General features: G+C 61.1%; 25 protein-coding genes. 16 read left to right on the top strand and 9 right to left on the bottom strand.

What is annotated here, in order from left to right:
- Positions 1-40: 40 nt before the first annotated feature.
- Positions 41-952 (top strand): LysR substrate-binding domain-containing protein, encoded by a 912-nt coding sequence (locus ACKJSM_RS18035; RefSeq protein WP_236179810.1) that lies wholly within the window; start codon positions 41-43, stop codon positions 950-952.
- 55 nt (positions 953-1007) lie between these two features.
- Here the strand turns inward: ACKJSM_RS18035 and ACKJSM_RS18030 are convergent, their stop codons facing one another.
- Together ACKJSM_RS18030 and ACKJSM_RS18025 are read right to left on the bottom strand one after the other, a co-directional pair.
- Positions 1008-1595 carry a hypothetical protein gene (locus ACKJSM_RS18030; protein ID WP_410238460.1) on the bottom strand — a complete coding sequence of 196 codons (588 nt, stop codon included), beginning with the start codon at positions 1593-1595 and terminating at the stop codon, positions 1008-1010.
- Positions 1596-1664: 69 nt separating this feature from the next.
- Positions 1665-2276, bottom strand: coding sequence for a hypothetical protein (locus ACKJSM_RS18025; RefSeq protein WP_410238459.1), 612 nt, complete (start codon positions 2274-2276; stop codon positions 1665-1667).
- A 502-nt stretch (positions 2277-2778) separates the two neighbouring features.
- Between ACKJSM_RS18025 and purE the strand changes: the two genes are divergently transcribed.
- From purE to ACKJSM_RS18005, 4 genes are all read left to right on the top strand, one after another.
- Complete coding sequence (purE, locus tag ACKJSM_RS18020; protein WP_236179805.1) at positions 2779-3270, top strand: 5-(carboxyamino)imidazole ribonucleotide mutase; 492 nt, start codon at positions 2779-2781, stop codon at positions 3268-3270.
- Positions 3271-3280: 10 nt separating this feature from the next.
- The gene (locus tag ACKJSM_RS18015; RefSeq protein WP_236179803.1) at positions 3281-4363 is read left to right on the top strand and encodes a 5-(carboxyamino)imidazole ribonucleotide synthase; all 1083 of its coding nucleotides are present in this window, start codon (positions 3281-3283) and stop codon (positions 4361-4363) included.
- A gap of 113 nt (positions 4364-4476) precedes the next feature.
- Complete coding sequence (locus ACKJSM_RS18010) at positions 4477-4722, top strand: GlsB/YeaQ/YmgE family stress response membrane protein (RefSeq protein ID WP_003229635.1); 246 nt, start codon at positions 4477-4479, stop codon at positions 4720-4722.
- Positions 4723-4825: 103 nt separating this feature from the next.
- Positions 4826-5362: a DUF3299 domain-containing protein gene (locus ACKJSM_RS18005; protein WP_236179801.1), complete on the top strand. Its 537-nt coding sequence runs from the start codon at positions 4826-4828 to the stop codon at positions 5360-5362.
- Positions 5363-5411: 49 nt separating this feature from the next.
- Here ACKJSM_RS18005 and ACKJSM_RS18000 read toward each other — a convergent pair whose 3' ends face one another.
- Both ACKJSM_RS18000 and ACKJSM_RS17995 read right to left on the bottom strand, forming a co-directional pair.
- Positions 5412-6311: a D-hexose-6-phosphate mutarotase gene (locus ACKJSM_RS18000; RefSeq protein ID WP_410238458.1), complete on the bottom strand. Its 900-nt coding sequence runs from the start codon at positions 6309-6311 to the stop codon at positions 5412-5414.
- Between the two features lie 57 nt (positions 6312-6368).
- A complete protein-coding gene (locus tag ACKJSM_RS17995; RefSeq protein ID WP_003229628.1) occupies positions 6369-6773 on the bottom strand; it encodes an acyl-CoA thioesterase in 405 nt (134 codons plus the stop codon).
- 376 nt (positions 6774-7149) lie between these two features.
- On the opposite strand from ACKJSM_RS17995, the gene ACKJSM_RS17990 reads away from it, so the two are divergent.
- The 8 genes from ACKJSM_RS17990 (at position 7150) to ACKJSM_RS17955 (ending at position 17796) form a co-directional block, all read left to right on the top strand.
- Positions 7150-8448: an MFS transporter gene (locus ACKJSM_RS17990; RefSeq protein ID WP_236179797.1), complete on the top strand. Its 1299-nt coding sequence runs from the start codon at positions 7150-7152 to the stop codon at positions 8446-8448.
- A 238-nt stretch (positions 8449-8686) separates the two neighbouring features.
- Positions 8687-9688 carry a phosphate ABC transporter substrate-binding protein PstS gene (locus ACKJSM_RS17985; RefSeq protein ID WP_236179795.1) on the top strand — a complete coding sequence of 334 codons (1002 nt, stop codon included), beginning with the start codon at positions 8687-8689 and terminating at the stop codon, positions 9686-9688.
- A gap of 424 nt (positions 9689-10112) precedes the next feature.
- Positions 10113-12146, top strand: coding sequence for an ABC transporter permease subunit (locus tag ACKJSM_RS17980; protein WP_236180100.1), 2034 nt, complete (start codon positions 10113-10115; stop codon positions 12144-12146).
- 16 nt (positions 12147-12162) lie between these two features.
- A complete protein-coding gene (pstA, locus tag ACKJSM_RS17975; RefSeq protein WP_236179793.1) occupies positions 12163-13833 on the top strand; it encodes a phosphate ABC transporter permease PstA in 1671 nt (556 codons plus the stop codon).
- A gap of 82 nt (positions 13834-13915) precedes the next feature.
- Positions 13916-14749: a phosphate ABC transporter ATP-binding protein PstB gene (gene pstB / locus ACKJSM_RS17970; RefSeq protein ID WP_007954333.1), complete on the top strand. Its 834-nt coding sequence runs from the start codon at positions 13916-13918 to the stop codon at positions 14747-14749.
- A gap of 74 nt (positions 14750-14823) precedes the next feature.
- A complete protein-coding gene (phoU, locus tag ACKJSM_RS17965) occupies positions 14824-15585 on the top strand; it encodes a phosphate signaling complex protein PhoU (protein ID WP_007954334.1) in 762 nt (253 codons plus the stop codon).
- Between the two features lie 177 nt (positions 15586-15762).
- Positions 15763-16716 (top strand): response regulator, encoded by a 954-nt coding sequence (locus tag ACKJSM_RS17960; RefSeq protein WP_410238457.1) that lies wholly within the window; start codon positions 15763-15765, stop codon positions 16714-16716.
- Positions 16717-16899: 183 nt separating this feature from the next.
- A complete protein-coding gene (locus ACKJSM_RS17955) occupies positions 16900-17796 on the top strand; it encodes a peptidoglycan DD-metalloendopeptidase family protein (RefSeq protein WP_410238456.1) in 897 nt (298 codons plus the stop codon).
- Between the two features lie 6 nt (positions 17797-17802).
- On the opposite strand, the gene ACKJSM_RS17950 is transcribed toward ACKJSM_RS17955, so the two are convergent.
- The 3 genes from ACKJSM_RS17950 to phoB all read right to left on the bottom strand — a co-directional run bounded on the left by ACKJSM_RS17950 (position 17803) and on the right by phoB (position 21305).
- Positions 17803-19143, bottom strand: a complete 1341-nt coding sequence (locus tag ACKJSM_RS17950) for a hemolysin family protein (protein WP_236179789.1) — start codon at positions 19141-19143, stop codon at positions 17803-17805.
- 111 nt (positions 19144-19254) lie between these two features.
- Positions 19255-20577 (bottom strand): phosphate regulon sensor histidine kinase PhoR, encoded by a 1323-nt coding sequence (phoR, locus tag ACKJSM_RS17945; RefSeq protein ID WP_410238455.1) that lies wholly within the window; start codon positions 20575-20577, stop codon positions 19255-19257.
- 38 nt (positions 20578-20615) lie between these two features.
- Positions 20616-21305 (bottom strand): phosphate regulon transcriptional regulator PhoB, encoded by a 690-nt coding sequence (gene phoB, locus ACKJSM_RS17940; RefSeq protein WP_003229608.1) that lies wholly within the window; start codon positions 21303-21305, stop codon positions 20616-20618.
- Between the two features lie 151 nt (positions 21306-21456).
- Here phoB and ACKJSM_RS17935 point away from each other — a divergent pair, with 151 nt between their 5' ends.
- Positions 21457-21849, top strand: a complete 393-nt coding sequence (locus ACKJSM_RS17935) for a hypothetical protein (RefSeq protein ID WP_236179786.1) — start codon at positions 21457-21459, stop codon at positions 21847-21849.
- Positions 21850-21896: 47 nt separating this feature from the next.
- Here ACKJSM_RS17935 and ubiA read toward each other — a convergent pair whose 3' ends face one another.
- Both ubiA and ACKJSM_RS17925 read right to left on the bottom strand, forming a co-directional pair.
- Positions 21897-22787 carry a 4-hydroxybenzoate octaprenyltransferase gene (gene ubiA, locus ACKJSM_RS17930; RefSeq protein ID WP_410238454.1) on the bottom strand — a complete coding sequence of 297 codons (891 nt, stop codon included), beginning with the start codon at positions 22785-22787 and terminating at the stop codon, positions 21897-21899.
- Positions 22787-23338, bottom strand: coding sequence for a chorismate lyase (locus ACKJSM_RS17925; protein ID WP_236179772.1), 552 nt, complete (start codon positions 23336-23338; stop codon positions 22787-22789). The genes ubiA and ACKJSM_RS17925 overlap by 1 nt, the downstream gene beginning before the upstream one ends.
- A 199-nt stretch (positions 23339-23537) precedes the next feature.
- On the opposite strand from ACKJSM_RS17925, the gene ACKJSM_RS17920 reads away from it, so the two are divergent.
- Entirely contained in the window at positions 23538-23705 is a 168-nt protein-coding gene (locus ACKJSM_RS17920) for a rubredoxin (RefSeq protein ID WP_007954349.1), read from the top strand.
- A gap of 21 nt (positions 23706-23726) precedes the next feature.
- Positions 23727-24875, top strand: coding sequence for an NAD(P)/FAD-dependent oxidoreductase (locus tag ACKJSM_RS17915; protein ID WP_236179770.1), 1149 nt, complete (start codon positions 23727-23729; stop codon positions 24873-24875).
- The last annotated feature ends 35 nt before the right edge of the window (positions 24876-24910 follow it).

Raw genomic sequence — 24910 nt, 5'->3', positions numbered from 1 at the left:
AGACGTGTGACCTGTTTTGGTGCGTGTCCGGGAGGACGTGATGAATCTGGAAAGCAAATGGCTCGAGGACTTCAGTGCTCTTGCCGCCACCCGCAGCTTCTCGCAGGCGGCCGAACGGCGCTTCGTGACCCAGCCGGCCTTCAGCCGGCGGATCCGCAGCCTGGAAGCGGCGCTCGGGCTGACGCTGGTCAACCGCTCGCGCACGCCGATCGAGCTGACGGCGGCAGGGCAACTGTTCCTGGTGACTGCGCGCACGGTGGTTGAACAGCTCGGCGAAGTGCTGCGCCATTTGCATCACCTTGAAGGCGGGCAGGGCGAAGTGATCCAGGTCGCGGCTGCACACTCGCTGGCCCTCGGTTTCTTCCCGCGCTGGATCGCGCAACTGCGCAGCGAAGGCCTGAACATCGCCACGCGGCTGGTGGCGACCAACGTCGGCGATGCGGTGCACGCGCTGCGTGAAGGTGGCTGCGATCTGATGCTGGCGTTCTACGACCCGGACGCGGCCATGCAGATGGACCCGGAAATCTTCCCGTCGCTGCACCTGGGCCAGACCGAAATGCTGCCGGTGTGTGCGGCGGATGCCAATGGCAAACCGCTGTTCGATCTGGAAGGCGAGGGCAGTGTGCCGTTGCTGGCGTACAGCGCCGGGGCATTTCTCGGGCGTTCGGTGAATGGCTTGCTGCGCCAGCGTCAGCTGCGCTTCACCACGATCTATGAAACCGCCATGGCCGACAGCCTGAAAAGCATGGCGCTGGAAGGCCTCGGCATTGCCTGGGTACCGCAACTGAGCGTGCGCGCCGAACTGGCCCGTGGCGAACTGGTGGTGTGCGGCGGCCCGCAGTGGCATGTACCGCTGGAGATTCGCCTGTATCGCTGCGCGCTGGTGCGCAAGGCCAATGTGCGGTTGTTGTGGCGCAAGTTGGAAGGCGGTGCGGCGGGTGGCAACCACTGAGTGAAAGCAGAGGCGAACTTTGTATTTCGCCTCTGCCAAGCCGCCGGGCGCGCAGTCAGCCTTTAGTGGCCAAATGGTTTTTTATGTTCTCCCGGTTTTTCTGGCTGAAGCTGTAACAAATGGATCTGAGCGGGTGGACTTGCGGGATCATATACGTTTCGCACCACCAGCCGTTGTATTGAATTTCCGAATCTTCATGGCGGGCGCCCAGCAAGTGTCCGACTTCGTGACCAACATTAAGCCGGCTGGTCAGTGAGGCAATTGCAAAGTTACCGGTGTTGAGTGGAGGCCACAGCAGTGCGGCGCCTGCGGTATTCCCATTCAGGTTGTCCTTCGTCAGCAGAACGACCTTATCCAGGGGGCCAATCGGGAAGCCTTCAGCCTTGGCCTCTTCCAGGTATTTACGCCCCAGCGTTTCCCAGCTTCTCAAGGTCCGGAGCGGGTCATTACCTTTGTAGTTGAACTGGCTATAGGGGGCGCCCCTGCCAAAAACAGCGTTGAATTTTCGATCGATAAAACTTTCCAGTTCCTGCACAAAAGGATGGAAGTGATCGGCATAAATGGTTTTCATCGTACTCGCCGGTAAGTCATCGTGAACGATGGCGAAGATATTGATGTTTCGTTTGCTATTGACTGTCGTCATTTGTTAGTCCTTTTTTAGATGATCCCTATATGGTCAAATGCGAGCGTTTGTGGGGGCGGGAGGTTTGCATCAGTCCGCTTCTTCTTCGGGGGGCGGCAACTCGAGAAAAAATGGAACCCAATTGTCCAGATAGTTGCGAATGTTCTCTCTGTTTTTATCACTGAAGCGCTTGGCTTCGCTTCGAAGCGGTGAGAACCCATCATTATTCATGATTGTTTCGCTCCACCAGCCGTTGTACAGGACTTCACTGTCTTCATGGGTCGCGCCGAACATGTGGCCTGCTTCGTGAGCAGCGGTCCCGTCACCTCTTGTCGAGGCAATAGCCGCGAACCCCCCGGGTTGGGCAACTCCAGCTACATCACTGTTTATATTGTCGCGGGTTAGCAATAAATACTTGTTGAATTTTGTGTGCAAGCCTCCCAGTCGTTCGGGGCCGAGATGGTTTATTAATTTTCCTATCCAACCGCCCAAAGAATGGTCGGAAGATACGTTCTTGTAATCAAAATCACTCAAGGCCTTTGCTTCTGAAGGGGTGAACATATTGATTGATATCTTGCGGCCGGAGAGTTTCTGGATTTCATCGGCGAACCAGGAGAAATGAGTTTTGTACAAGCCAAGCCTGCTGTGGTTCGCTAGGTCTTCATGGATGAAGACATTCAATGTTAGAGGTTGTTCTGACATCTTTAAATCCTTTTAAATTTACGGGTTGATAGCAGGCAGGTGTGAAGCTGTCGACTGTCCTGCCAATGGGTTTTTTCGGAAGTGTTTTTAATAGATGTCTGTTGTTGTGCGATATAAGTATTTTTGTTGTTTGGTCGGTTTGCTGTTTTTAAGTCTGTGGTGGGTTGTATATCATTTGATTTTTATTATGGCTTTGAGAGAAGTTTTGAATTTCATTGCATGAAGTTATTCGGAGGTTTGAATACGTTCTCGATTCACCCCGTTGACCCTGCTTCTCGCCTGAAAAATCGAAGCGATTTTCTTGAACGGCGAGTCAGTAAAATGTGTGGTTCTGGGCAGATGACAGATGGTCGCTACGGGGGCTGTTTATTGCTTTCTTTGCGGTATACTGCGCGGCCTTCGGCCGGTTCGTCCGGCCATTTTTCCTACAACAAGCCACGCACTCTGCGTGGCTTGTTGTTTTTGACGCGCCTGCGGGCGCCCAGAGAGAAGAGGCGCGACGATGAGTGCACTGGTTGGCGTGATCATGGGCTCCAAGTCCGATTGGTCCACCCTTAGCCACACCGCCGATATGCTGGAAAGGCTCGGCATCCCGTACGAGGTCAAGGTGGTCTCTGCCCACCGCACCCCGGATCTGCTGTTCCAGTACGCCGAAGAGGCTGAAGGCCGCGGCATCGAGGTGATCATCGCCGGTGCCGGTGGCGCAGCCCATCTGCCAGGCATGTGTGCAGCCAAGACCCACCTGCCGGTGCTGGGCGTGCCGGTGCAGTCGGCCATGCTCTCGGGCGTCGACTCGCTGCTGTCGATCGTGCAGATGCCGGCCGGCATTCCGGTTGCCACCCTGGCCATCGGCAAGGCCGGCGCGATCAACGCCGCGCTGTTGTCGGCGAGCATCCTGGGCGCCAAGCATCCACAATTCCACGCGGTACTGAAAACCTTCCGTGCCGAGCAGACAGACAGCGTCCTGGACAATCCAGACCCACGTATTGCCTGAGGTTGTTGAGATGAAGATCGGTGTAATCGGTGGCGGCCAGTTGGGTCGCATGTTGGCCCTGGCGGGCACCCCGCTGGGCATGAACTTCGCTTTCCTCGACCCTGCGCCGGACGCTTGCGCCGCTGCGCTGGGCGAACACCTGCAGGCCGATTACGGCGATCAGGATCATCTGCGCCAGTTGGCCGATGAGGTCGATCTGGTGACCTTCGAGTTCGAAAGCGTCCCGGCGGAAACCGTAGCCTTCCTTTCGCAATTCGTGCCGGTCTATCCGAGCGCCGAAGCCCTGCGCATCGCTCGCGATCGCTGGTTCGAAAAGAGCATGTTCAAGGACCTGGGGATTCCGACCCCGGCATTCGCCGACATCCAGTCGCAAGCCGACCTGGACGCCGCCGTCGCGTCGATCGGTCTGCCGGCCGTGCTGAAAACCCGCACTCTGGGTTACGACGGCAAGGGCCAGAAGGTCCTGCGCAAGCCGCAGGACGTGGTCGGAACGTTCGCCGAGCTGGGCAGCGTGCCTTGCCTGCTGGAAGGCTTCGTGCCATTCACTGGCGAAGTGTCGCTGATCGCCGTGCGCGCCCGCGATGGCGAGACGAAATTCTACCCGCTGGTGCACAACACCCACGACAGCGGCATCCTCAAGCTGTCGGTCGCCAGCTCCGATCACCCGCTGCAGGCTTTGGCCGAAGATTATTCCAGCCGTGTGCTCAAGCAGCTGGAATATGTCGGTGTGATGGCGTTCGAGTTCTTTGAAGTCGACGGTGGCCTCAAGGCCAACGAAATCGCCCCGCGCGTGCACAACTCCGGGCACTGGACCACCGAAGGCGCCGAGTGCAGCCAGTTCGAAAACCACCTGCGGGCCGTCGCCGGTCTGCCGCTGGGTTCGACCGCCAAGGTCGGCGAGAGCGCGATGCTCAACTTCATCGGCGTCGTTCCGCCGGTTGAAAAAGTCATCGCCATCGACGATTGCCACCTGCATCACTACGGCAAGGCCTTCAAGGCCGGGCGCAAGGTCGGTCATGCCAACCTGCGCTGCAAGGACAAGGCGACGCTCGAGCAACAGATCCTCAAGGTTGAAGCACTGATCGCCGAGTAACGACAGTTTCATCTGGCAGCGGCGGAACCATTGCGGGGCCGCCGTTCTCTGATGGCAGGATGCGAAAGTCTGGCTAGGCTTCATCGCATATCTACCATTCAGAGGGAAATGCCATGGGAATTATCGGAACCATCTTTATCGGCCTCATCGTCGGCCTGCTGGCGCGGTTCCTGAAACCGGGCGATGACAGCATGGGCTGGATCATGACCATCCTGCTCGGTATCGGCGGTTCGCTGGCAGCCACCTACGGCGGCCAGGCCCTGGGCATCTATCAGGCGGGTCAGGGCGCAGGCTTCATCGGCGCGCTGGTTGGTGCCATCGTATTGCTGGTGATCTACGGCCTGATCAAAAAGAACTGATCCAAAGCGACAAAGCCCTCTCCGCCAATCCGGTGGGGAGGGCTAGAATGCTCGGCGATTCAGCGTTCCCTCCTTATTCGAGCATCCTTTACCGAGCACCTTCATGCGCCGTTTTCTGTTGACTCTCCTTTTGCTGGGCAGCGGTCTGGCCCACGCCGGCGAACTGCCGGAAACCGACTGGCTGGAACTGATGCCCAAGTCGGACCAGAAGGCCCTCGAGGCCATGCCTGAAATCGACCACAACTCCCCGGAAGCCACCGGCACCTTCACCCAGAAAGGCGGGATGAAGCAGGCCAAGGGTTTGCCGGCGGTGATGTATTCGACCAAGACCGTGGCGTCGATGAATGACAAACACATCCGCATCGGCGGTTATCCGGTGCCGCTGGAATCCGACGCCAAGGGGCGCAGCACACTGTTCTTCCTCGTGCCGTATCCGGGCGCCTGCATCCACGTGCCGCCACCGCCACCGAATCAACTGGTGCTGGTGCGCTATCCGAAAGGCTTGAAGCTGGATGACATCTACACGCCGCTGTGGGTGACCGGCACGCTGAAGATCGAAAAGGTCAGCAATGACCTGGCCGATGCGGCGTATGCGCTGGAAGCGGACAAGGTGCGGGTGGTGCAGGAGTCGGATCTGTAATACACAGCCGCAAACGAAAATCGCAGCCCCGGGGCTGCGATTTATGTTTTCAGAGTGGCTGGCTGCCGACGCGGACACCCATCGTGTGACTAGCGCCCGGTGCCAGTGTCACGACATCGTTCATCACGTTCGCCGTTTCAATGCACAGCATGCGTTGCCAGCCGTCGTTGTCCATGTCGGCCAACGCTGCCGCGCGCTCGATCCACGGGTTCCAGATCACCGCCGTGCGCGAGCCGGTAGCCGTCAGCACAATGCGCCGCTCCCAGGCCGGGTCGACGATGCTCAGCTGCGGCGGGGCGTCGAGGTAGATGCGGTCGGTTTCGCCGGCAAAGTGCAGGTCGCCTTGCTGGGTGCAGGTCTTCCAGTCGTCCAGGGTCTCGATGTAGTTCAAGCCATCGACGCCGGCGACGCGCACGTTGCGCACATCGCTGACGGAAAAATAGGTGTGCAACGCCTGACTGAGGCTGACGGTGTCGTTACCACGGTTGTGGCTGGTCAGGCTGAACTGCAATTGCTCGGACAAATGCAGGGTCAGCGTCAGGTCGACCTGGTGCGGCCAGCCCGGCAGTCCGCCTTCGGGGTTGGGCAGCCTGAATTCGACCTTGACGCCGTCAGCCTCTGATTCGATGCCGCCCAGCTCCCAATCCATTGCCCGCACCAGACCGTGCGCGGGGGCCGGTTGCGCACCTGTGTACATGGACTGCACGCTCTGCGGGTTGCGTTCGAACTTGCCGAACCACGGCCAGCACACCGGCACGCCGGCGCGGATGCTCTGGCCGGTCTTGAACACGGCCTTGTCGTTGAGCCAGATCAGCGGCGGCTGGCCGTCCACCTGATAACTGAGGATGTGCGCGCCTTGCTGGGCCACCAGCACTTCGGCCTGACCGTGACGGATGCGCCAGCAGTTCAGTTCATCCAGTTTCACGGCTTCAACGTTGGGCGTGTTCATGGGGCAACTCTCGATCAGCAACTTGGACGACTATCGACCGTGAAACGGCCGCGAGGTTTAACGTGCGCGTGGCGGAACCGAACGGGTGCGACCGCTGCCATCGATGGCGACGAACACGAACACTGCTTCGGTCACTTTACGCCACTCGCTGGACAGCGGATCGTCGCTCCACACCTCGACCATCATCTGGATCGAGCTGCGGCCGATCTCCAGGGTCTGGGTATAAAAGGACAATTGCGCACCGACAGCCACCGGCACCAGGAACGCCATGCGGTCGATGGCAACGGTCGCGACGCGGCCACCGGCAACACGGCTGGCCATGGCAGTGCCGGCCAGGTCCATCTGCGCCACCAGCCAGCCGCCGAAAATATCGCCAAAGCCGTTGGTTTCGCGGGGAAGCGCGGTGATTTGCAAAGCCAGGTCGCCTTGCGGGATCGGATCTTCTTGTTCGAGCTCTATCATGCCGGGGGGCCTCTGACCCGTGACTCTTCGTGGATGCTGCTGGTGGTAGCCGTCTTCGGGAAAAACGATTCAGCACCGAACATACTACGTTCGTCACGTTTTCCATCAGGCGCCTAAGGAGAAACTCTGCGAAACCGGCTAATCCCGAGCAAGGGTCGGGCCAACGACGTTTTCGCACAGCAACCCCTTACAAACCGGAGCAAGGTTGCGAGTATATCGGTCGGTAGACTCCGCGACGACCGTCCGGTTCTCATTTCGACCGGCAAATACGCGCCTCTATGTGCTTTTTCGAACAATTTGCTATGGTGCCGAACCTGCCCGAGCCACAGCCAGCGTTGTTGTGGCGGCAGATCCGACTATAAGAGAAGACCTTGCCATGACCACAGCGCCCTCGAGCCTCGCGCAGCCCGACCAACCCGCACGACCGTTGACCCGCAATGACTACAAGACTCTGTCGCTATCGGCCCTGGGGGGCGCGCTGGAGTTTTACGATTTCATCATTTTCGTGTTCTTCGCCACCGTGGTCGGCAAGTTGTTCTTCCCGGCCGACATGCCCGAGTGGCTGCGCCTGATGCAGACCTTCGGCATCTTCGCCGCCGGCTACCTCGCGCGGCCGCTGGGGGGGATTGTCATGGCGCACTTCGGCGACCTGCTGGGGCGCAAGAAGATGTTCACCCTGAGCATTTTCATGATGGCCGTGCCGACCCTGATCATGGGCCTGCTGCCGACCTACGCGCAGATCGGCCTGTGGGCGCCGATCCTGCTGCTGTTGATGCGGGTGATCCAGGGCGCAGCGATTGGCGGTGAGGTGCCGGGGGCGTGGGTCTTCGTTTCCGAACACGTACCCGGAAAGCACATCGGCTACGCCTGCGGCACCCTGACCAGCGGCCTGACGGCGGGTATCCTGCTCGGCTCGCTGGTCGCCACGGCGATCAACAGCATTTATACGCCTGTGGAAGTGGCGGATTACGCCTGGCGGATCCCGTTCCTGCTCGGCGGTGTGTTCGGTCTGTTTTCGGTCTACCTGCGTCGCTGGCTACACGAGACCCCGGTGTTCGCCGAGCTGCAACTGCGCAAGGCCCTGGCCGAAGAAGTGCCGCTGCGTGCGGTGCTGCGTGACCATCGCGGGGCGATCGCGGTGTCGATGCTGCTGACCTGGCTGCTGTCCGCCGGCATCGTCGTGGTGATCCTGATGACCCCGACCGTGCTGCAGACGGTCTATCACTTCTCGCCGACCACCGCGCTGCAATCCAACAGCCTGGCGATCGTGTTCCTGAGCTTCGGTTGCATCATTTCTGGTGCATTGGCCGATCGCTTCGGCGCCGGTCGCGTGTTTGTCTTCGGCTGCGCGGCGCTGCTGGCCAGTTCCTGGATCTTCTATCACAGCCTCGCCGATCACCCGAACTGGCTGTTCCCGCTGTACGCGCTGACCGGTTTCCTGGTTGGCACCATCGGCGCGGTGCCGTATGTGATGGTGAAGGCGTTCCCGCCGGTGGTGCGTTTCAGCGGTCTGTCCTTCTCTTATAACGTCGCTTACGCGATCTTTGGCGGCCTGACCCCAATGGTGGTCAGCCTGCTGCTGAAAGAAAGCGCGATGGGGCCTGCCTACTATGTGGCGGTGCTGTGCGGGATGGGGATCCTGGTCGGTGCGTGGTTGTGGAGCAAAGGTCGCTAAGCCACCTCACACTGATCATTCCCACGCTCCCGCGTGGGAATGCATCCTGTGACGCTCCGCGTCACGTCTTGAAGCGGACACGGAGCGTCCATGGCGGCGTTTCCACGCAGAGCGTGGGAACGATCTGTCACGACATGCTGGCCTTTCATCCAATTGTCATATTTCAGCCATAGAGTGTTCACACGGCCTGCTGATACTTGGCCCCGACTTAACACACCCTATCTGCTAGGAGTAAGGCATGAAACTGAAGCGTTTGATGGCGGCAATGACTTTTGTCGCTGCTGGCGTTGCAACTGCCAACGCGGTTGCCGCTGTTGACCCTGCTATCCCGAGCTACACCAAGACCACTGGTGTGTCGGGCAACCTGTCCAGCGTCGGTTCCGATACCCTGGCCAACCTCATGACCCTCTGGGCTGAGAACTACAAAAAAGAATACCCGAACGTAAACATCCAGATTCAGGCCGCTGGCTCCGCCACCGCGCCACCTGCGCTGACTGAAGGCACCTCCAACCTGGGCCCGATGAGCCGCAAGATGAAGGACACCGAACTGGCGGCCTTCGAACAGAAATACGGCTACAAGCCAACCGCTATCCCGGTTGCCGTGGACGCCCTGGCTGTTTTCGTGCACAAGGACAACCCGATCCAGCACCTGACCATGGAACAGGTTGACGCGATCTTCTCGTCCACCCGTCTGTGCGGCGCCAAAGCCGACGTGAAAACCTGGGGCGATCTGGGCGTGACCGGCGACCTGGCGAACAAGCCGGTTCAACTGTTCGGTCGCAACTCGGTATCCGGCACCTACGGCTACTTCAAGGAAGAAGCCCTGTGCAAAGGCGACTACAAGCCTAACGTCAACGAGCAACCAGGCTCGGCTTCGGTCGTGCAGTCGATCAGTTCCTCGCTGAACGGCATCGGTTACTCGGGCATCGGCTACAAGACCGCCAGCGTGAAAACCGTGGCCCTGGCCAAGAAAGGCAGCTCGGACTTCATCGAAGACACCGAAGAAAACGCCCTGAACGGCAAGTACCCGCTGTCGCGTTTCCTGTACGTGTACGTCAACAAAGCCCCGAACAAGCCTCTGGCCCCGCTGGAAGCCGAGTTCGTGAAACTGGTTCTGTCGAAACAGGGCCAGGAAGTTGTGGTGAAAGATGGCTACATCCCATTGCCAGCCAAGGTTGCTGCAAAAGCACTGGCTGACCTGGGTCTGAAGGAAGGCGGCGCTGAAGTCGCAAAAAAGTAACAAACTGAGTCAGGGGTGAACCCCGCCTGACTCCCGTGTGGGGCCCGGCCCGCAAGCGGCCCGGACCCCACACTCCCCGAATTCTTCTATCCACTGCCAGTGCCCTGCTGGCGGCGGATTTGGTGCGTCACTGCATTGTCATCTTTCTGTCATACAGGATCGCTAGGGTGTGCGCATGAATGATCTGGCCAATTCCAAAATGACTACGAACCCTCCCAAGCGCATTGACTTCAATACGCCTGAGTTGCAACGCAAGCGCCGCATTCGCGCGCTCAAGGATCGCTTCACCCGCTGGTACGTCCTCGTCGGCGGGCTGGCGGTGCTGGCAGCCATCACCCTGATCTTCTTCTTCCTCGCCTACGTGGTCGCGCCGCTGTTCAAAGGTGCTGACCTGACCGCGAAAGATGCAATCACCCCGGCCTGGATGCAGGACGCCGGCAAGCCGCTGATGATTTCGCTCGAAGAGCAGAATCAGGTGGCCATGCGCGTTTCCGACAAGGGCCAGGCGCTGTTCTTCGACATCGACAGTGGCGCTGAATTGAAGCGCGTCGATCTGCCCCTGCCGGCAGGCGCCAGCGTGACCTCCATCGGTGAAGACCAGCCGGGCCATCCGCTGGTGGCCGTGGGCCTGTCCAACGGTCAGGCGCTGGTGTTCCGTCACACTTATAAAGTCAGCTACCCGGATGGCAAGAAAACCATCACCCCGGCCATCGAGTATCCGTATGGCGATGCACCGATCGCGCTGAACGAAAGCGGCGGCGCGCTGGAGCATGTGAGCCTCAACGCTACCGATTCGACCCTGATGCTGGTCGGCTCCACCGGTTCGCAACTCAATGTGCTTTCGCTGACCAGCGAAGAAAACATGATGACCGGCGAAGTCACCAACGAGCAGAAGCGTATCGACCTGCCGCAGATGACCGAGCCTGTGAAAAACATCTTCGTCGACCCGCGCCAGCAATGGCTGTACGTGGTCAACGGTCGTGCCCAGGCCGACGTGTTCAGCCTGCGCGACAAGAGCCTCAACGGTCGCTACAAACTGCTGGAAAACGGCGAAGCCGAAGTCACCGCCGCCACGCAACTGGTGGGTGGCATCTCGCTGATCGTCGGTGACTCCAAAGGTGGCCTGGCCCAGTGGTTCATGGCCCGCGACACCGATGGCGAGCTGCGCCTGAAGCAGATCCGTACCTTCCAGATGGGCACCACGCCGATCGTTGAAATTACCGCCGAAGAACGTCGCAAGGGCTTCCTGGCCCTGGATGCCAGCGGCAAGCTCGGCGTGTTCCACAGCACCGCGCATCGCACCTTGCTGGTCGATCAGGTGGTCGAGGGCCCGGGCCTGTTCGGTCTGTCGCCACGCGCCAACCGAGTGATCGTCGAAGCCGGCGGCAAGCTGCAACCGTTGCTGCTCGACAACCCGCACCCGGAAGTCTCCTGGAGCGCACTGTGGAGCAAGGTCTGGTACGAGAACTACGACGAGCCTAAGTACGTCTGGCAATCGACTGCTGCCAACACCGATTTCGAACCGAAACTGAGCCTCTCGCCACTGACCTTCGGCACCCTGAAAGCCGCGTTCTATGCGATGCTGCTGGCTGCACCGCTGGCCGTCGCCGCGGCGATCTACACCGCGTACTTCATGGCCCCGGGCATGCGCCGCAAGGTCAAACCGGTGATCGAACTGATGGAAGCGATGCCGACGGTGATCCTCGGCTTCTTCGCCGGTCTGTTCCTGGCGCCGTATGTGGAAGGGCATCTGCCCGGCATCTTCAGCCTGCTGATGCTGCTGCCGATCGGCATCCTGGTCGCCGGTTTCACCTTCAGCCGCCTGCCTGAATCGATCCGCCTGAAAGTCCCGGACGGCTGGGAAAGTGCGCTGCTGATTCCGGTGATCCTGTTCGTGGGCTGGCTGTCGCTGTACATGAGCCCGTTCATGGAAAACTGGTTCTTCGGCGGTGACATGCGCATGTGGATCTCCCACGACCTGGGCATCACCTACGACCAGCGCAACGCTCTGGTGGTCGGTCTGGCCATGGGTTTTGCGGTGATCCCGAACATCTACTCGATCGCCGAAGACGCCGTGTTCAGCGTGCCGCGCGGCCTGACCCTGGGCTCGCTGGCCCTCGGTGCCACGCCGTGGCAGACCATGACTCGCGTGGTGATCCTGACCGCCAGCCCGGGCATCTTCTCGGCGCTGATGATCGGCATGGGCCGTGCGGTCGGCGAAACCATGATCGTGCTGATGGCCACCGGCAACACCCCGGTCATGGAAATGAACCTGTTCGAAGGCCTGCGCACCCTGGCCGCCAACGTCGCGGTGGAAATGCCGGAGTCGGAAGTCGGCGGCAGCCACTACCGCGTGCTGTTCCTCTCGGCGCTGGTGCTGCTGTTGTTCACCTTCGTCATGAACACCCTCGCGGAACTGATTCGTCAGCGTCTGCGCAAGAAATACTCGTCGCTTTAAGCAAAGGTAGAAGTCTGTGAAACAGAACTCCCTGAAAGGATGGTTCAAGAGCGGCGCCCCCGGCGTCTGGATCAGCGGCGGCGCGGTGTCCATCGCGGTCATCATGACCATTGGCCTGCTGGCGGTGATCGCCGTGCGCGGTCTGGGTCACTTCTGGCCGGCGGACCTGATCCACGCCAGTTATGACGTACCGGGCCAGGGCCAGCATCTGGTCGTTGGCGAAGTGGTGCAGAAAGAAGAAGTGCCGCGCGCCCGTCTCAAGAGCGCCGGCCTGCCGGTACCGGACGAAGGTCCGGAATTCATGACCCGCGAGCTGATCAAGGTCGGCAACCGAGACCTGAACGGCAACGACTTCACCTGGATCGTCGGCGAGTGGCTGACCGACCAGAAAAATCCGCCGGAGTTGATGGCGCTGGAGCGTCGCGAGTGGGGCAACTTCTACGGCTACCTGGTCAACGTCAAACAGGACGGCAAGGTGATCGCCGAAGGCGAAGCGGCCTGGCCTGAGCTGCAAGCGCGGATCAACCGCGTGAACGGCCTCGCCGCGCAGCTCAAGTCGCTGGAAAAAAGCGACATCGGCGCGATCAACGCCGGCCTCGAGCGCATCCGTCTGCACGGTCGCAAGCTGGAGCTGGAAGGCAAGCTCGACGCCACCGCGCAAGCGGACATGGAGTCCGAGCGCGCCGAGCTGAACGCCCGCTATCAGGACATCGAAGCCCGTCTGGCCGATCTGCATGCGCAGTTCAACCGTGATGCGCTGACCGCCCGTGATGCCAACGGCAAGGAAATCGAAATCGGCCTGGGCAAAGTGGTTCACGCCTACCAGCCGAACGCGATGGGTACGTTCACCAAGATCGGTTTCTACTTCAGCAAGGTCTGGGAGTTCCTGTCCGACGACCCGCGTGAAGCGAACACCGAAGGCGGGATCTTCCCGGCAATTTTCGGCACCGTGATGATGACCCTGATCATGGCGATGATCGTGACCCCGTTCGGCGTGCTGGCGGCGGTGTACCTGCGTGAATACGCCAGGCAGAACACCCTGACCCGGGTGATCCGGATCGCGGTGAACAACCTGGCCGGTGTTCCGGCGATTGTTTACGGCGTGTTTGGTCTGGGCTTCTTCGTCTACGTGCTGGGTGGCTCGCTCGACCGTCTGTTCTTCCCGGAAGCGCTGCCGGCGCCGACCTTCGGTACGCCGGGTCTGCTCTGGGCTTCGTTGACCCTGGCGCTGCTGGCGGTGCCGGTGGTGATCGTGGCCACCGAAGAAGGTCTGGCGCGTATCCCGCGCACCGTGCGTGAAGGCTCGCTGGCCCTCGGCGCGACCAAGGCTGAAACCCTGTGGAAGATCGTTCTGCCGATGGCCAGCCCGGCGATGATGACCGGCATGATCCTCGCCGTGGCGCGCGCCGCCGGTGAAGTGGCGCCGCTGATGCTGGTGGGTGTGGTGAAACTGGCGCCGTCGCTGCCGGTGGATGGCAATTACCCGTACCTGCACCTGGATCAGAAGATCATGCACCTGGGCTTCCACATCTATGACGTCGGCTTCCAGAGCCCGAACGTCGAAGCCGCGCGGCCGCTGGTGTACGCCACGGCGCTGCTGCTGGTGCTGGTGATCGCCACCTTGAACCTGTCGGCGGTGTACATCCGTAACCACCTGCGCGAGAAGTACAAGGCGCTGGACAGCTGATCGCCGTCACAAGAATTGAAGGGCTGCCGGCCTGTATCCCGGCAGCCAACCGAACCGAATTTGTTAGCACAGGGGATCTCCCATGCAGCACGAAACACATACCCACGGCATCAACATGTCTGCCCTGGGCCGCGACAAGCAGAGCCTGAACCTCGAGCAGGAAACCGTAGCCATCGAAGTGCCGGGCCTGAGCCTGTACTACGGCGAGAAACAGGCGCTGTTCGACGTCAGCATGAACATCCCGAAACAGCGCGTGACCGCCTTCATCGGCCCGTCCGGCTGCGGCAAGTCCACGCTGCTGCGTACCTTCAACCGTATGAACGACCTGGTGGACGGCTGCCGCGTCGAAGGCGCGATCAACCTGTACGGCAACAACATCTACCGCAAGGGCGAAGACGTGGCCGAGCTGCGTCGCCGGGTCGGCATGGTGTTCCAGAAGCCGAACCCGTTCCCCAAGACCATCTATGAAAACGTGGTCTACGGCCTGCGCATCCAGGGCATCAACAAGAAGCGCATCCTCGACGAAGCCGTCGAGTGGGCGTTGAAAGGCGCGGCCTTGTGGGACGAAGTGAAGGACCGTCTGCATGACTCGGCCCTCGGCCTGTCCGGTGGTCAGCAACAGCGTCTGGTGATCGCCCGTACCATCGCCGTGGAACCGGAAGTGCTGCTGCTCGACGAACCGTGCTCGGCCCTTGACCCGATTTCGACCCTGAAAGTCGAAGAGCTGATCTACGAGCTCAAATCCAAGTTCACCATCGTCATCGTGACCCACAACATGCAGCAGGCGGCGCGGGTGTCCGACTACACGGCGTTCATGTACATGGGCAAACTGGTGGAATTCGGCGACACCGATACCCTGTTCACCAATCCGGCCAAGAAGCAGACCGAAGACTACATCACCGGTCGTTACGGCTAGCAGACACTGGTTGTCGCTCACTGAATTGACGCTGCGGCCCGCCGCACCTTACCGGACGCTCCAAGGACGCCAACATGATTAGTAAAGAAGGCCTTACCCATCACATTTCCGCGCAGTTCAACGCCGAACTGGAAGAAGTGCGCAGCCACCTGCTGGCCATGGGCGGGCTGGTCGAGAAGCAGGTCAACGACGCGGTCACCGCGCTGATCGAGGCCGACTCGGGCCTGGCCCAGCAAGTGCGCGAGATCGACGACCAGATCAACCAGATGGAACGCAACATCGACGAAGAATGCCTGCGCATTCTGGCCCGTCGTCAGCCGGCGGCGTCCGACCTGCGGTTGATCATCAGCATCTCCAAGTCGGTGATCGACCTGGAGCGCATCGGCGATGAAGCGACCAAGATCGCCCGGCGTGCGATCCAGCTGTGCGAAGAAGGCGAAGCGCCGCGCGGTTACGTTGAGGTTCGTCACATCGGCGATCAGGTGCGCAACATGGTGCGTGATGCGCTGGACGCCTTTGCCCGCTTCGACGCCGATCTGGCGCTGTCGGTGGCGCAGTACGACAAGATCATCGACCGCGAATACAAGACCGCCCTGCGCGAGCTGGCGACCTACATGATGGAAGACCCACGCTCTATCTCGCGGGTCTTGAGCATTATCTGGGTGCTGCGTTCGCTGGAGCGGATCGGCGACCACGCGCGAAACATCTCGGAGCTGGTGATTTACCTGGTGCGCGGCACTGACGTGCGCCACATGGGCCTCAAGCGCATGAAGGAAGAAGTTGAAGGGACAAGTGGCGAAACCGCTAATGTTCCGGGCGATGCTGACGATAAGTAAGATTGCCTGAGAAAAGCGCCCGGCCCTTTGGCCGGGCGTTTTTGTTTCTGCTTTTCATAGGCAGAACCGAATTAAAAAGCAGCACCCGCGAACGAAAAGTCCCGGCGTGACTGAAGAGTTTTGGCAATGTGCCATCAGCCAGCGTTATGCTTGCCGGGATTTTAATAGGGGTGTTGGATGAGCAAGATCAGTGTGTTGGTCGTGGACGATGCATCGTTCATTCGTGACCTGGTGAAAAAGTGCCTGCGTAATTACTTCCCGGGGATCCGCACCGAGGATGCCATCAACGGCAAGAAGGCCCAGGCCATGCTGGCCAAGGAAGCCTTCGACCTGGTGCTGTGCGACTGGGAAATGCCGGAAATGTCCGGCCTCGAACTGCTGACCTGGTGCCGCGAGCAGGACAATCTCAAGACCATGCCGTTCATCATGGTCACCAGCCGTGGCGACAAGGAAAACGTGGTGCAGGCGATCCAGGCCGGCGTCACCGGTTACGTCAGCAAGCCGTTCACCAACGAGCAGTTGCTGACCAAGGTCAAGCAGGCCCTGAACAAAGTCGGCAAGCTCGACACCCTGATGAACAGCGCCCCGACCAAGATGAACTCGGCGTTCGGCAACGACTCCCTGAGCGCGTTGACCGGCGGCAAGGCTGCGGTCGTCGGTTCCGCACCGGCGGCTCCCGTGAATCCGTTTGCCAAGCCTGCTGCTGTGGCCCCGGCACCTGCCGCCGCGCCACAGCGTGGCCTGCTCAACAGCCCGCCGGTGAAAGCTCCGGCAGCGTCCAGCGCCCCGGCCGGCGGTCGCGGTCAGGGCCAACTGCGCCTGCCGAGCGGCACCCAGCAATGCGTGATCAAGGCCCTGAGTATCAAGGAAGCGCTGCTGGTGGTGAAACGCACCGACACCCTGCCGCAGATCCTCGACAGCGCCGTGCTCGATCTGGAGCAGGGCGACAACGCCGAAATCGCCCGCCTCAACGGCTACCTGCACGCCGTCGTCGCCCACGAGCCGAAACCCGACAGCGACTGGCTGCAACTGACCTTCCGCTTCGTCGACCAGGACGCGCAGAAACTCGACTACATCTCCCGTCTGATCGCCCGCGGCACGGCGCAGAAGCACTTCGTTCCGGGCGCGTGATCTTCGTCGCCTGACATTGATCGTTCCCACGCTCCGCGTGGGAATGCCTCAAGGGACGCTCCGCGTCCCCCACGCAAAGCGTGGGAACGATCATTCACGCCATTTTGAAACATCTGTCGACTAGCCTGGTCTGCTTCAGCTGCTAGGCTCATTCCCAGGCCTTACTCGACAGAATTTTTGCCCATGCCCCTGCGCCTGCTGTTTTTCTGTGGTCTGTTCATGGCCTCCACCTCGACGGTGGCCATGACGATCTACAAGTCCACCGATGCCAACGGAGTGGTTTCGTACAGCGACCGTCCGAGCAAAGGCTCCCAGGTGTTCGTGTTTCAGGACCGGATGGTCGAGCGCCTCGAGCGCCAGGTCTATCTCGACATCAAGAAGCAGAAGGGCACGGACGTGGTGTTCGTGCGCAACGACCTGTATGCGCCGGTCGAGGTGGCACTGGCGTTTACCGGAATGAGCAACGTACGTGGCGCACCGGCGCAAACGATCCGCCGGGTGCTGCCGGCGCGCAGCAATACGCGGCTGGCGTTGCTGACGGCGGTGTCCGGCGGCAAACCGCTGGTGTACACGCCGATGTTCCAGTATTCCCTTGGTGATCCGGCTGGCGCGGCTCAGGGCTATCGCTACCCGTTTCCGTGGCGTGGCGGGCCGTTTCGTCTGAGCCAGGGTGCCAATGGCGATTACAGCCACTTCGGGCCGAAGAACAAATACGCGATGGACATCGCCATGCCGGTCGGTACCCCGATCATCGCGGCGCGCGCCGGTGTGGTGGTGAAGACCGAAAACTCCCAGAACGGACGCGGCACCGATCCGTCCGGCAACTTCGTGCGGATCCTGCACGACGACGGCACGATGGGCGTGTACCTGCATCTCAAACAAGGATCGGTGAGCGTGCGCGAGGGGCAACGGGTGGCGGTGGGCAGTCCGCTGGCGCTGTCCGGCAACACCGGCAACAGCAGCGGTCCGCACCTGCACTTCGTGGTGCAGCGCAATACCGGGATGGGGCTGGTGTCGATTCCGTATCAGTTCAACCAGCCGCTGGGGGCGTTGCCCAACTTTGCGTTGGGCAAGCAGTAGACCCCGTCAGTCGAGCATCAGCACTTTGGCCAGAACGATCTTCGGACCTTTCATCTTCTTGATGATGATCCGCAGGCCTTCGACTTCCAGCACTTCTTCCTCTTCCGGTACCCGTTTCAGGGTTTCGTAGATCAGCCCGGCGAGGGTTTCGGCTTCGATGTGGTCCAGATCGATGCCCAGCAGGCGCTCGACCTTGAACAGCGGCGTATCGCCCCGCACCAGCAGTTTGCCCGGCTGGTAGGCGAGGATGCCGCGCTCGGCCTTGCGGTGCTCGTCCTGGATGTCGCCGACCAGCACTTCCAGCACATCTTCCATGGTCAGGTAACCGATGATGTTGCCGTCGGCCTCTTCGACTACGGCGAAGTGCGAGCCGCCCTTGCGGAACTGCTCCAGCAGCTGCGACAGCGGCATGTGCCGCGACACGCGCTCCAGCGGGCGGGTCAGCTCGGCGAGGTTGAACGACTCGGGGATGTGATCCAGCGCCGCCAGTTCCAGCAGCAGATCCTTGATGTGCAGCAGGCCGACGAATTCCTTGCGCTCGCTGTCGTACACCGGATAACGGCTGAACTTGTGGCGGCGGAACATCGCCAGGATTTCTTTCAGCGGGGCGTTGAACTCGAGGGTGATCAGGTCTTCGCGGGAGTTGGCCCAGTCGACCACTTCCAGTTCGCCCATTTCCACTGCCGAGGCCAGCACGCGCATGCCCTGGTCGCTCGGGTCCTGGCCACGGCTGGAGTGCAGGATCAGTTTCAGTTCTTCACGGCTGTAATGGTGCTCGTGGTGCGGGCCGGGCTCACCTTGCCCTGCGATGCGCAGGATGGTGTTGGCGCTGGCGTTGAGCAAGTAGATCGCCGGGTACATGGCCCAGTAGAACAGGTACAGCGGCACCGCCGTCCACAGCGACAGCAGCTCGGGTTTGCGGATCGCCCAGGATTTGGGGGCGAGCTCGCCGACCACGATGTGCAGGTACGAAATGATGAAGAACGCGGTGAAGAACGAGATGCCTTTGACGACTTCCGCCGACTGCACGCCGACCGCGCTCAGCAGCGGTTCGAGAATGTGCGCGAACGCCGGCTCGCCGACCCAGCCCAGGCCGAGGGAGGCGAGGGTGATACCGAGCTGGCACGCCGAGAGATAAGCATCGAGCTGACTGTGCACCGTGCGCAGGATGTGCCCGCGCCAGCCGTGCTGTTCAGCGATGGCTTCGACCCGGGTCGAGCGCAGTTTGACCATGGCGAACTCCGCTGCAACGAAGAAGCCGTTGAGCAGAACCAGGATCAGAGCGAAAAGAATCATGCCGAAATCGGCGAATATTGTTGCGAGGGACAAGCCAGGGGAAGGGTCCATGATGGAGTTTTGCGGGTTCCGTGTGGTTCGAAAGAAAGAAAAATCCGCACCTGAAAGGCAGGCGCAAGTCAGCCAATGTAGCGGCTGACCTGGCAATTGCCTAGTCCGGCATTACTCAGCGGCGCTGATGACCCTTGCCTCAGCGACCTGAGCCGGGGCGAAATGGCAGGTGAACGTGCTGCCGTGGCCGGGCACGCTGCTGATCTCCATCCGGGCGCGATGGCGCAGCAGTACGTGTTTGACGATGGCCAGGCCAAGGCCCGTGCCGCCGGTGTTGGAGTTACGGCTGGAGTCGACGCGGTAGAAGCGTTCGGTCAGGCGCGGCAGGTGCTTGCTGTCGATGCCGATCCCGGAGTCCTGCACGCTCAGGTGCGCACCCTGCTCGTCGCCCCACCAGCGGATGCGGATATTGCCCTCGGCCGGGGTGTATTTGACGGCGTTGAACACCAGGTTGGAAAACGCACTGCGCAGTTCCGCCTCGCTGCCCTTGAGCAGGATGCGGGTGTCGGCTTCCAGGGTGATGCGCTGATTCTTCGAGCCGGACAGCTGCTGCGCGTCGCTCTTGATCGACTGCAACAAGGTGTCGATGTGCACCGGCTGGTTGTCCGACGGGTAATCGGTGGCTTCCAGTTTGGCCAGCAACAGCAAGTCGTTGAGCAGGGTCTGCATGCGTCCGCCCTGTTGCTGCATCTGTTGCAGGGCGCGGCTCCAGCGCGGGTTCACTTCCTCGACGTTGTCGAGCAGGGTTTCCAGGTAGCCGCAGATCACCGTCAGCGGGGTGCGCAGTTCATGGGAGACGTTGGCGATGAAGTCTTTGCGCATCTGTTCCAGCTGATGGATGCGCGTGACGTCGCGCACCAGCATCAAGTGTTCGTTGTTGCCGTAGCGCGTGAGGTACAGCTGAATGCGTACGCGGTCGTTGGTTGGCGAGGGGATTTCCAGCGGTTCGGCGTAGCTTTCCTGCTCGAAGTATTCCTTGAAGCGCGGATGGCGGACCAGGTTGGTCACCGGTTGACCGCTGTCCTGCGGGGTCTTGAGGCCGAGCAGGGTTTCGGCGGCGCGGTTCCACCATTCCAGGTTGCCGTCGCTGTCGAGCATGATCACCGCGTCTTTCAGCGCGGCGGTGGACTCCTGAACGCGGTCGATCACCGCTTGCAGGCGTCCGCGTACCCGCTGGTCGCGGCGTTGCAGGTGGTAGATGCTGTCGAACACCTCGCCCCACAGGCCGTAGCCATCGGGCGGTGCTTCATCGGGTTGGTGCAGGCGCAGCCATTCGTGCAGGCGCAGCAGTTGCTTGAGCGTCCAGGCCAGGTACAGGCCCAGGCCCGCCGCCAGACTCCAGCCGTAATAACCGGTGATCAGGCCGATCACCAGGCAGCCGGTGACCAGCAACAGCATGTGGCGAATCAGGGTGCCATGCCAGTTTTGGTTCACGGAAAATGCGGTCCTTGTCTACGGGGCTGGCGCTCGGCTCAGGCTTTGGTGGAGAACCGGTAGCCGGTGCCGCGCACGGTTTGTACCAGATTTTCGTAGGCGTCGCCGAGGGCCTTGCGCAGGCGCCGGATGTGCACGTCGACGGTGCGCTCTTCAACATAGACGTTGCCGCCCCAGACCTGGTCCAGCAACTGGCCACGGGTGTAGGCGCGTTCCTGATGGGTCATGAAGAATTGCAGCAGTCGGTATTCGGTCGGGCCCATCTCGGCCGGACGGCCGTCGATGGTCACGCGGTGGCTGATCGGGTCGAGCAGCAGGCCGCCGACTTCGATCGGCGCTTCGCCATCGGTCGGGCCGGCGCGACGCAGTACGGCCTTGAGGCGTGCCACCAGCTCGCGTGGGGAAAACGGTTTGGTGATGTAGTCGTCGGCGCCGACTTCCAGGCCCTGGATCTTGTTGTCCTCTTCGCCCTTGGCGGTGAGCATGATGATCGGGATGTCCCCGGTCAGCTCGTCACGCTTGAGGCGGCGGGCCAGCTCTATGCCGGAGGTGCCGGGCAGCATCCAGTCGAGCAGGATCAGGTCCGGCTTGCGGTCGACGATGATGGCGTGGGCCTGCTGCGAGTTTTCTGCCTCGAGGCAGTCATAGCCGGCCATTTCCAACGCAACGGCGATCATTTCGCGAATGGGCGCTTCGTCGTCGACGATCAGAATGCTCCTGCCAACCATGCCTTAATCCTCTTGTCATTTAACTGTCTTGCGCCGCATTAGATAACGGAATTATTGCAGTCGTGTGACAGTATTTTAGTCCAGCGGCGATTGTGCAGATCCTGAACTAAGCTCTAAGTCCGAATCCTGACAACCACAAGAGAAGGTTTCCATGACTCAAATGACTGCTTCCTTCAAAGCACTGCTGATGGCCGCTGCCCTGACTCTGCCTGGACTGGCGATGGCGGCCGAGCCGGCCATGATGAAAGACGGAATGATGGTCGATCACAAGGGCATGACGCTTTATACGTTCGACAAGGACAGTGGCGGCAAGTCGATGTGCAACGACGAGTGCGCCAAGAACTGGCCGCCGCTGATGGCGCCGGCAGATGCCAAGGCTGAAGGCAAATGGACAGTCATCAAACGTGATGACGGCATGATGCAGTACGCCTACGACGGCAAGCCGCTGTACACCTTCGTGAAAGATACGAAGCCTGGAGACATGACTGGCGACAAGATGAAAGATATGTGGCACGTCATCACTAATTCCGGGCCGAAAAAGTAAGCGCACCCGCAGTCAGCCTGCTCCCGTCGCCGGGAGCAGGCGTGTTTTCAGCGCAACGCGTAATCCAGCACGATCCCGACGAAAATCGCCAGCCCGGCCCAGTGGTTGTGCAGGAACGCCTTGAAGCAACGCATCCGGTCCCGGTCACGGGTGTACCAGAACTCCCAGGCGTAGCACCCGGCGGCTACCAGCAGGCCGAGGTGGAACCAGATCCCCAGCTCGAACTTCGACCCGGCCAGCACCAGGCAGCCCAGCGACAGTGCCTGCAAGGTCAGGATGATCATCCGGTCGGCATCGCCGAACAGAATCGCCGTGGATTTAACGCCGATCTTCAGGTCGTCGTCGCGGTCGGTCATCGCGTAATAAGTGTCGTAACCCACCGTCCACAGCAGATTGGCGATCCACAGCAGCCAGGCCGTTGCCGGCAGCTCACCGGTCTCGGCAGTGAACGCCATCGGCATGCCCCAGGAGAACGCCGCGCCCAGCACCACCTGCGGGTAATAGGTGTAGCGCTTCATGAACGGGTACGTGAACGCCAGCGCCAGGCCGCCCAGCGACAGCCAGATCGTCGCGGCGTTGGTGCACAGCACCAGCAGGAAACTCACGCCCATCAGCAGCGCAAAGAACACCAGCGCCTCTTTCGAACTGATCCTGCCGGCAGCAATGGGTCTTTGCGCCGTGCGTTTGACGTGGCCGTCGACCTTGCGGTCGGCCCAGTCGTTGATTACGCAACCGCCGGCACGGGTCAGCACCACGCCGAGGACGAAAATCACGATATTGGCCAGTGAAGGCGAGCCCTTGCCGGCAATCCACAGGGCCCAGAGCGTCGGCCACAGCAGCAGGTAAATGCCGATCGGCTTGTCCATCCGGGTCAGCTGAATGAAGTCCCAGGCGCGCGGGTTCAAGCGATTCAGGGATTTGAGCAGGCTTTGGTACATCAGCAGTTCTCCGGACGGGCGCGGACGGCTTCCCACAGCGTAGGCAGGAAAATCTCCGCCACCAGCACACTCAAGGCGCCACGGTCGAAACGCGAGCGGCGGCCCCAAAGTCCGACAGCCCGAGAGTCTTCGGGCAACCAACGCTCCGGGTAATGGCAGACTTCGATGGCGCGGCGCTGAAACGCGTGATCGCAAAACAGCAGTTCGCCCAGCGAGCGGCTGCCCAGTTCATCCATGTGCAAGCCATCGCCCTGCAAGGCGCTGCGCGAGGCCACGCTGCGGGCGAACACCCAGGCCTCGCCATGCCCGCGCAGATACACCTCGCGCACCCAGCCCTCGCTGCCTTCGGCCAGGTCCAGGGCGGCGCATTCGTCGTCGCGCAGGGTCTGCCAGCCTTCGAACAGCGGGGTCACGCTGAAACCATCATCGGACAGGCGCGTCAGCCGGCGGGTCAGGGAGCCTTCGTCGAACAGCCAGTCGAGCGTGGATGTGTCGGGGAGAGGTGTCAGGTCGCTTTGCGGGCGCCACAGCGGGGCGTTTGTGTGTTGCACAATGAGTCATTATTGGCAGCAAATGAGGCGGCGAGCTTAACATGCCGAATCACGAGTTTGATTGATCCGGGTCGCCGCTGCGCCGAACAGGCTTGCATCTGCCCGGCTCGATCAGTACAAAACGCCCTGAGCCGGACGGCAACGCTGCACCATCGACCGTCCGCGCCGGATTAAGCCTGAACCCTGAGGAAGTACCTGAATGAAAAAGTGGCAATGTGTGGTCTGCGGCCTGATCTACAACGAAGCTGACGGCTGGCCGGATGACGGCATTGCGCCGGGCACCCTGTGGCAGGACGTACCGGAAGACTGGCTGTGCCCGGACTGCGGCGTCGGCAAGATGGACTTCGAAATGATCGAAATCAACTGAGAAAACACTGAGGAGTAGGGCATGAGCGCACCTGTCGTAATCGTTGGCACCGGGCTTGCGGGTTACAACCTGGCCCGCGAGTTTCGCAAACTCGATGGCGAAACTCCGTTGCTGCTGATTACCGCCGATGACGGTCGCTCCTACTCCAAGCCGATGCTTTCAACCGGCTTCGGCAAGAACAAGGACGCCGACGGTCTGAGCATGGCAGAACCTGGCGCCATGGCCGAGCAACTGAAGGCCGAGATCCGCACCCATACCCGCATCAGTGGCATCGATCCGGGCCACAAGCGTCTTTGGATTGGTGAGGAAGCGGTGAGCTATCGCGACCTGATCCTGGCCTGGGGCGCCGAAACCGTGCGCGTGCCGATCGAAGGCGACGGCGGGGATCTAGTGTTCCCGATCAACGATCTCGAAGACTACGCTCGCTTTCGCGCTGCAGCGGCGGGCAAGCGCCGGGTGTTGTTGCTCGGTGCCGGGCTGATCGGCTGCGAGTTCGCCAATGACCTGATTCTGGGCGGCTACGAGGTGCAACTGGTTGCGCCGTGCGAACAGGTGATGCCGACCCTGCTGCACCCGGCCGCTGCGGCAGCGGTGCAGGCCGGGCTGGAAAGCCTTGGCGCACGTTTTCACCTCGGTCCGGTGCTGACCCGCCTGCAAAAAGTCGCGGATGGACTGGAAGCGCACCTGTCCGACGGTCAGGTTGTCCCGTGCGATGTGGTGGTCTCGGCCATTGGCCTGCGGCCACGGATCGATCTGGCGGCCGCCGCCGGTATCCAGACCAATCGCGGCGTGGTGGTCGACCGCCGTCTGCAAACCTCGCACGCCAACATTTACGCCTTGGGCGACTGCGCCGAGGTCGATGGGCTGAATCTTCTGTACGTCATGCCCCTCATGAGCTGTGCGCGAGCGCTGGCACAGACCCTGGCCGGCAATCCGACCGTGGTGAACTACGGGCCGATGCCGATCACCGTGAAAACCCCGGTCTGCCCGCTGGTGGTTTCCCCGCCGCCACGGGGCCGCGAGGGTGTCTGGACGGTCGAAGGGCAGGGCGCCGACGTCAAGGTGCTGTGCCACGACGCCGAAGGGCAATTGCTCGGTTATGCCCTGACCGGCGCGGCGGTGATGGAAAAACTTGCGCTGAACAAACAGCTTCCGGCCTTGCTGGCGTAAATACCGGTCGTTCTGTCGGAATCACCCCGCTTTTG

Origin of the sequence: Pseudomonas sp. PHC1, assembly GCF_046487845.1 — a bacterium.
GTDB lineage: Bacteria > Pseudomonadota > Gammaproteobacteria > Pseudomonadales > Pseudomonadaceae > Aquipseudomonas > Aquipseudomonas sputi.
Note: the sequence above shows the minus strand (reverse complement) of the source record. Positions and strands in the feature narration are given on the sequence as shown.

Coding starts and splice junctions, on each gene's coding strand:
- ACKJSM_RS18035 (WP_236179810.1), top strand. CDS start 41: ATGAATCTGGAAAGCAAATGGCTCGAGGACTTCAGTGCTCTTGCCGCC.
- ACKJSM_RS18030 (WP_410238460.1), bottom strand. CDS start 1,595: ATGACGACAGTCAATAGCAAACGAAACATCAATATCTTCGCCATCGTT.
- ACKJSM_RS18025 (WP_410238459.1), bottom strand. CDS start 2,276: ATGTCAGAACAACCTCTAACATTGAATGTCTTCATCCATGAAGACCTA.
- purE (WP_236179805.1), top strand. CDS start 2,779: ATGAGTGCACTGGTTGGCGTGATCATGGGCTCCAAGTCCGATTGGTCC.
- ACKJSM_RS18015 (WP_236179803.1), top strand. CDS start 3,281: ATGAAGATCGGTGTAATCGGTGGCGGCCAGTTGGGTCGCATGTTGGCC.
- ACKJSM_RS18010 (WP_003229635.1), top strand. CDS start 4,477: ATGGGAATTATCGGAACCATCTTTATCGGCCTCATCGTCGGCCTGCTG.
- ACKJSM_RS18005 (WP_236179801.1), top strand. CDS start 4,826: ATGCGCCGTTTTCTGTTGACTCTCCTTTTGCTGGGCAGCGGTCTGGCC.
- ACKJSM_RS18000 (WP_410238458.1), bottom strand. CDS start 6,311: ATGAACACGCCCAACGTTGAAGCCGTGAAACTGGATGAACTGAACTGC.
- ACKJSM_RS17995 (WP_003229628.1), bottom strand. CDS start 6,773: ATGATAGAGCTCGAACAAGAAGATCCGATCCCGCAAGGCGACCTGGCT.
- ACKJSM_RS17990 (WP_236179797.1), top strand. CDS start 7,150: ATGACCACAGCGCCCTCGAGCCTCGCGCAGCCCGACCAACCCGCACGA.
- ACKJSM_RS17985 (WP_236179795.1), top strand. CDS start 8,687: ATGAAACTGAAGCGTTTGATGGCGGCAATGACTTTTGTCGCTGCTGGC.
- ACKJSM_RS17980 (WP_236180100.1), top strand. CDS start 10,113: ATGCAGGACGCCGGCAAGCCGCTGATGATTTCGCTCGAAGAGCAGAAT.
- pstB (WP_007954333.1), top strand. CDS start 13,916: ATGCAGCACGAAACACATACCCACGGCATCAACATGTCTGCCCTGGGC.
- phoU (WP_007954334.1), top strand. CDS start 14,824: ATGATTAGTAAAGAAGGCCTTACCCATCACATTTCCGCGCAGTTCAAC.
- ACKJSM_RS17960 (WP_410238457.1), top strand. CDS start 15,763: ATGAGCAAGATCAGTGTGTTGGTCGTGGACGATGCATCGTTCATTCGT.
- ACKJSM_RS17955 (WP_410238456.1), top strand. CDS start 16,900: ATGCCCCTGCGCCTGCTGTTTTTCTGTGGTCTGTTCATGGCCTCCACC.
- ACKJSM_RS17950 (WP_236179789.1), bottom strand. CDS start 19,143: ATGGACCCTTCCCCTGGCTTGTCCCTCGCAACAATATTCGCCGATTTC.
- phoB (WP_003229608.1), bottom strand. CDS start 21,305: ATGGTTGGCAGGAGCATTCTGATCGTCGACGACGAAGCGCCCATTCGC.
- ACKJSM_RS17935 (WP_236179786.1), top strand. CDS start 21,457: ATGACTCAAATGACTGCTTCCTTCAAAGCACTGCTGATGGCCGCTGCC.
- ubiA (WP_410238454.1), bottom strand. CDS start 22,787: ATGTACCAAAGCCTGCTCAAATCCCTGAATCGCTTGAACCCGCGCGCC.
- ACKJSM_RS17920 (WP_007954349.1), top strand. CDS start 23,538: ATGAAAAAGTGGCAATGTGTGGTCTGCGGCCTGATCTACAACGAAGCT.
- ACKJSM_RS17915 (WP_236179770.1), top strand. CDS start 23,727: ATGAGCGCACCTGTCGTAATCGTTGGCACCGGGCTTGCGGGTTACAAC.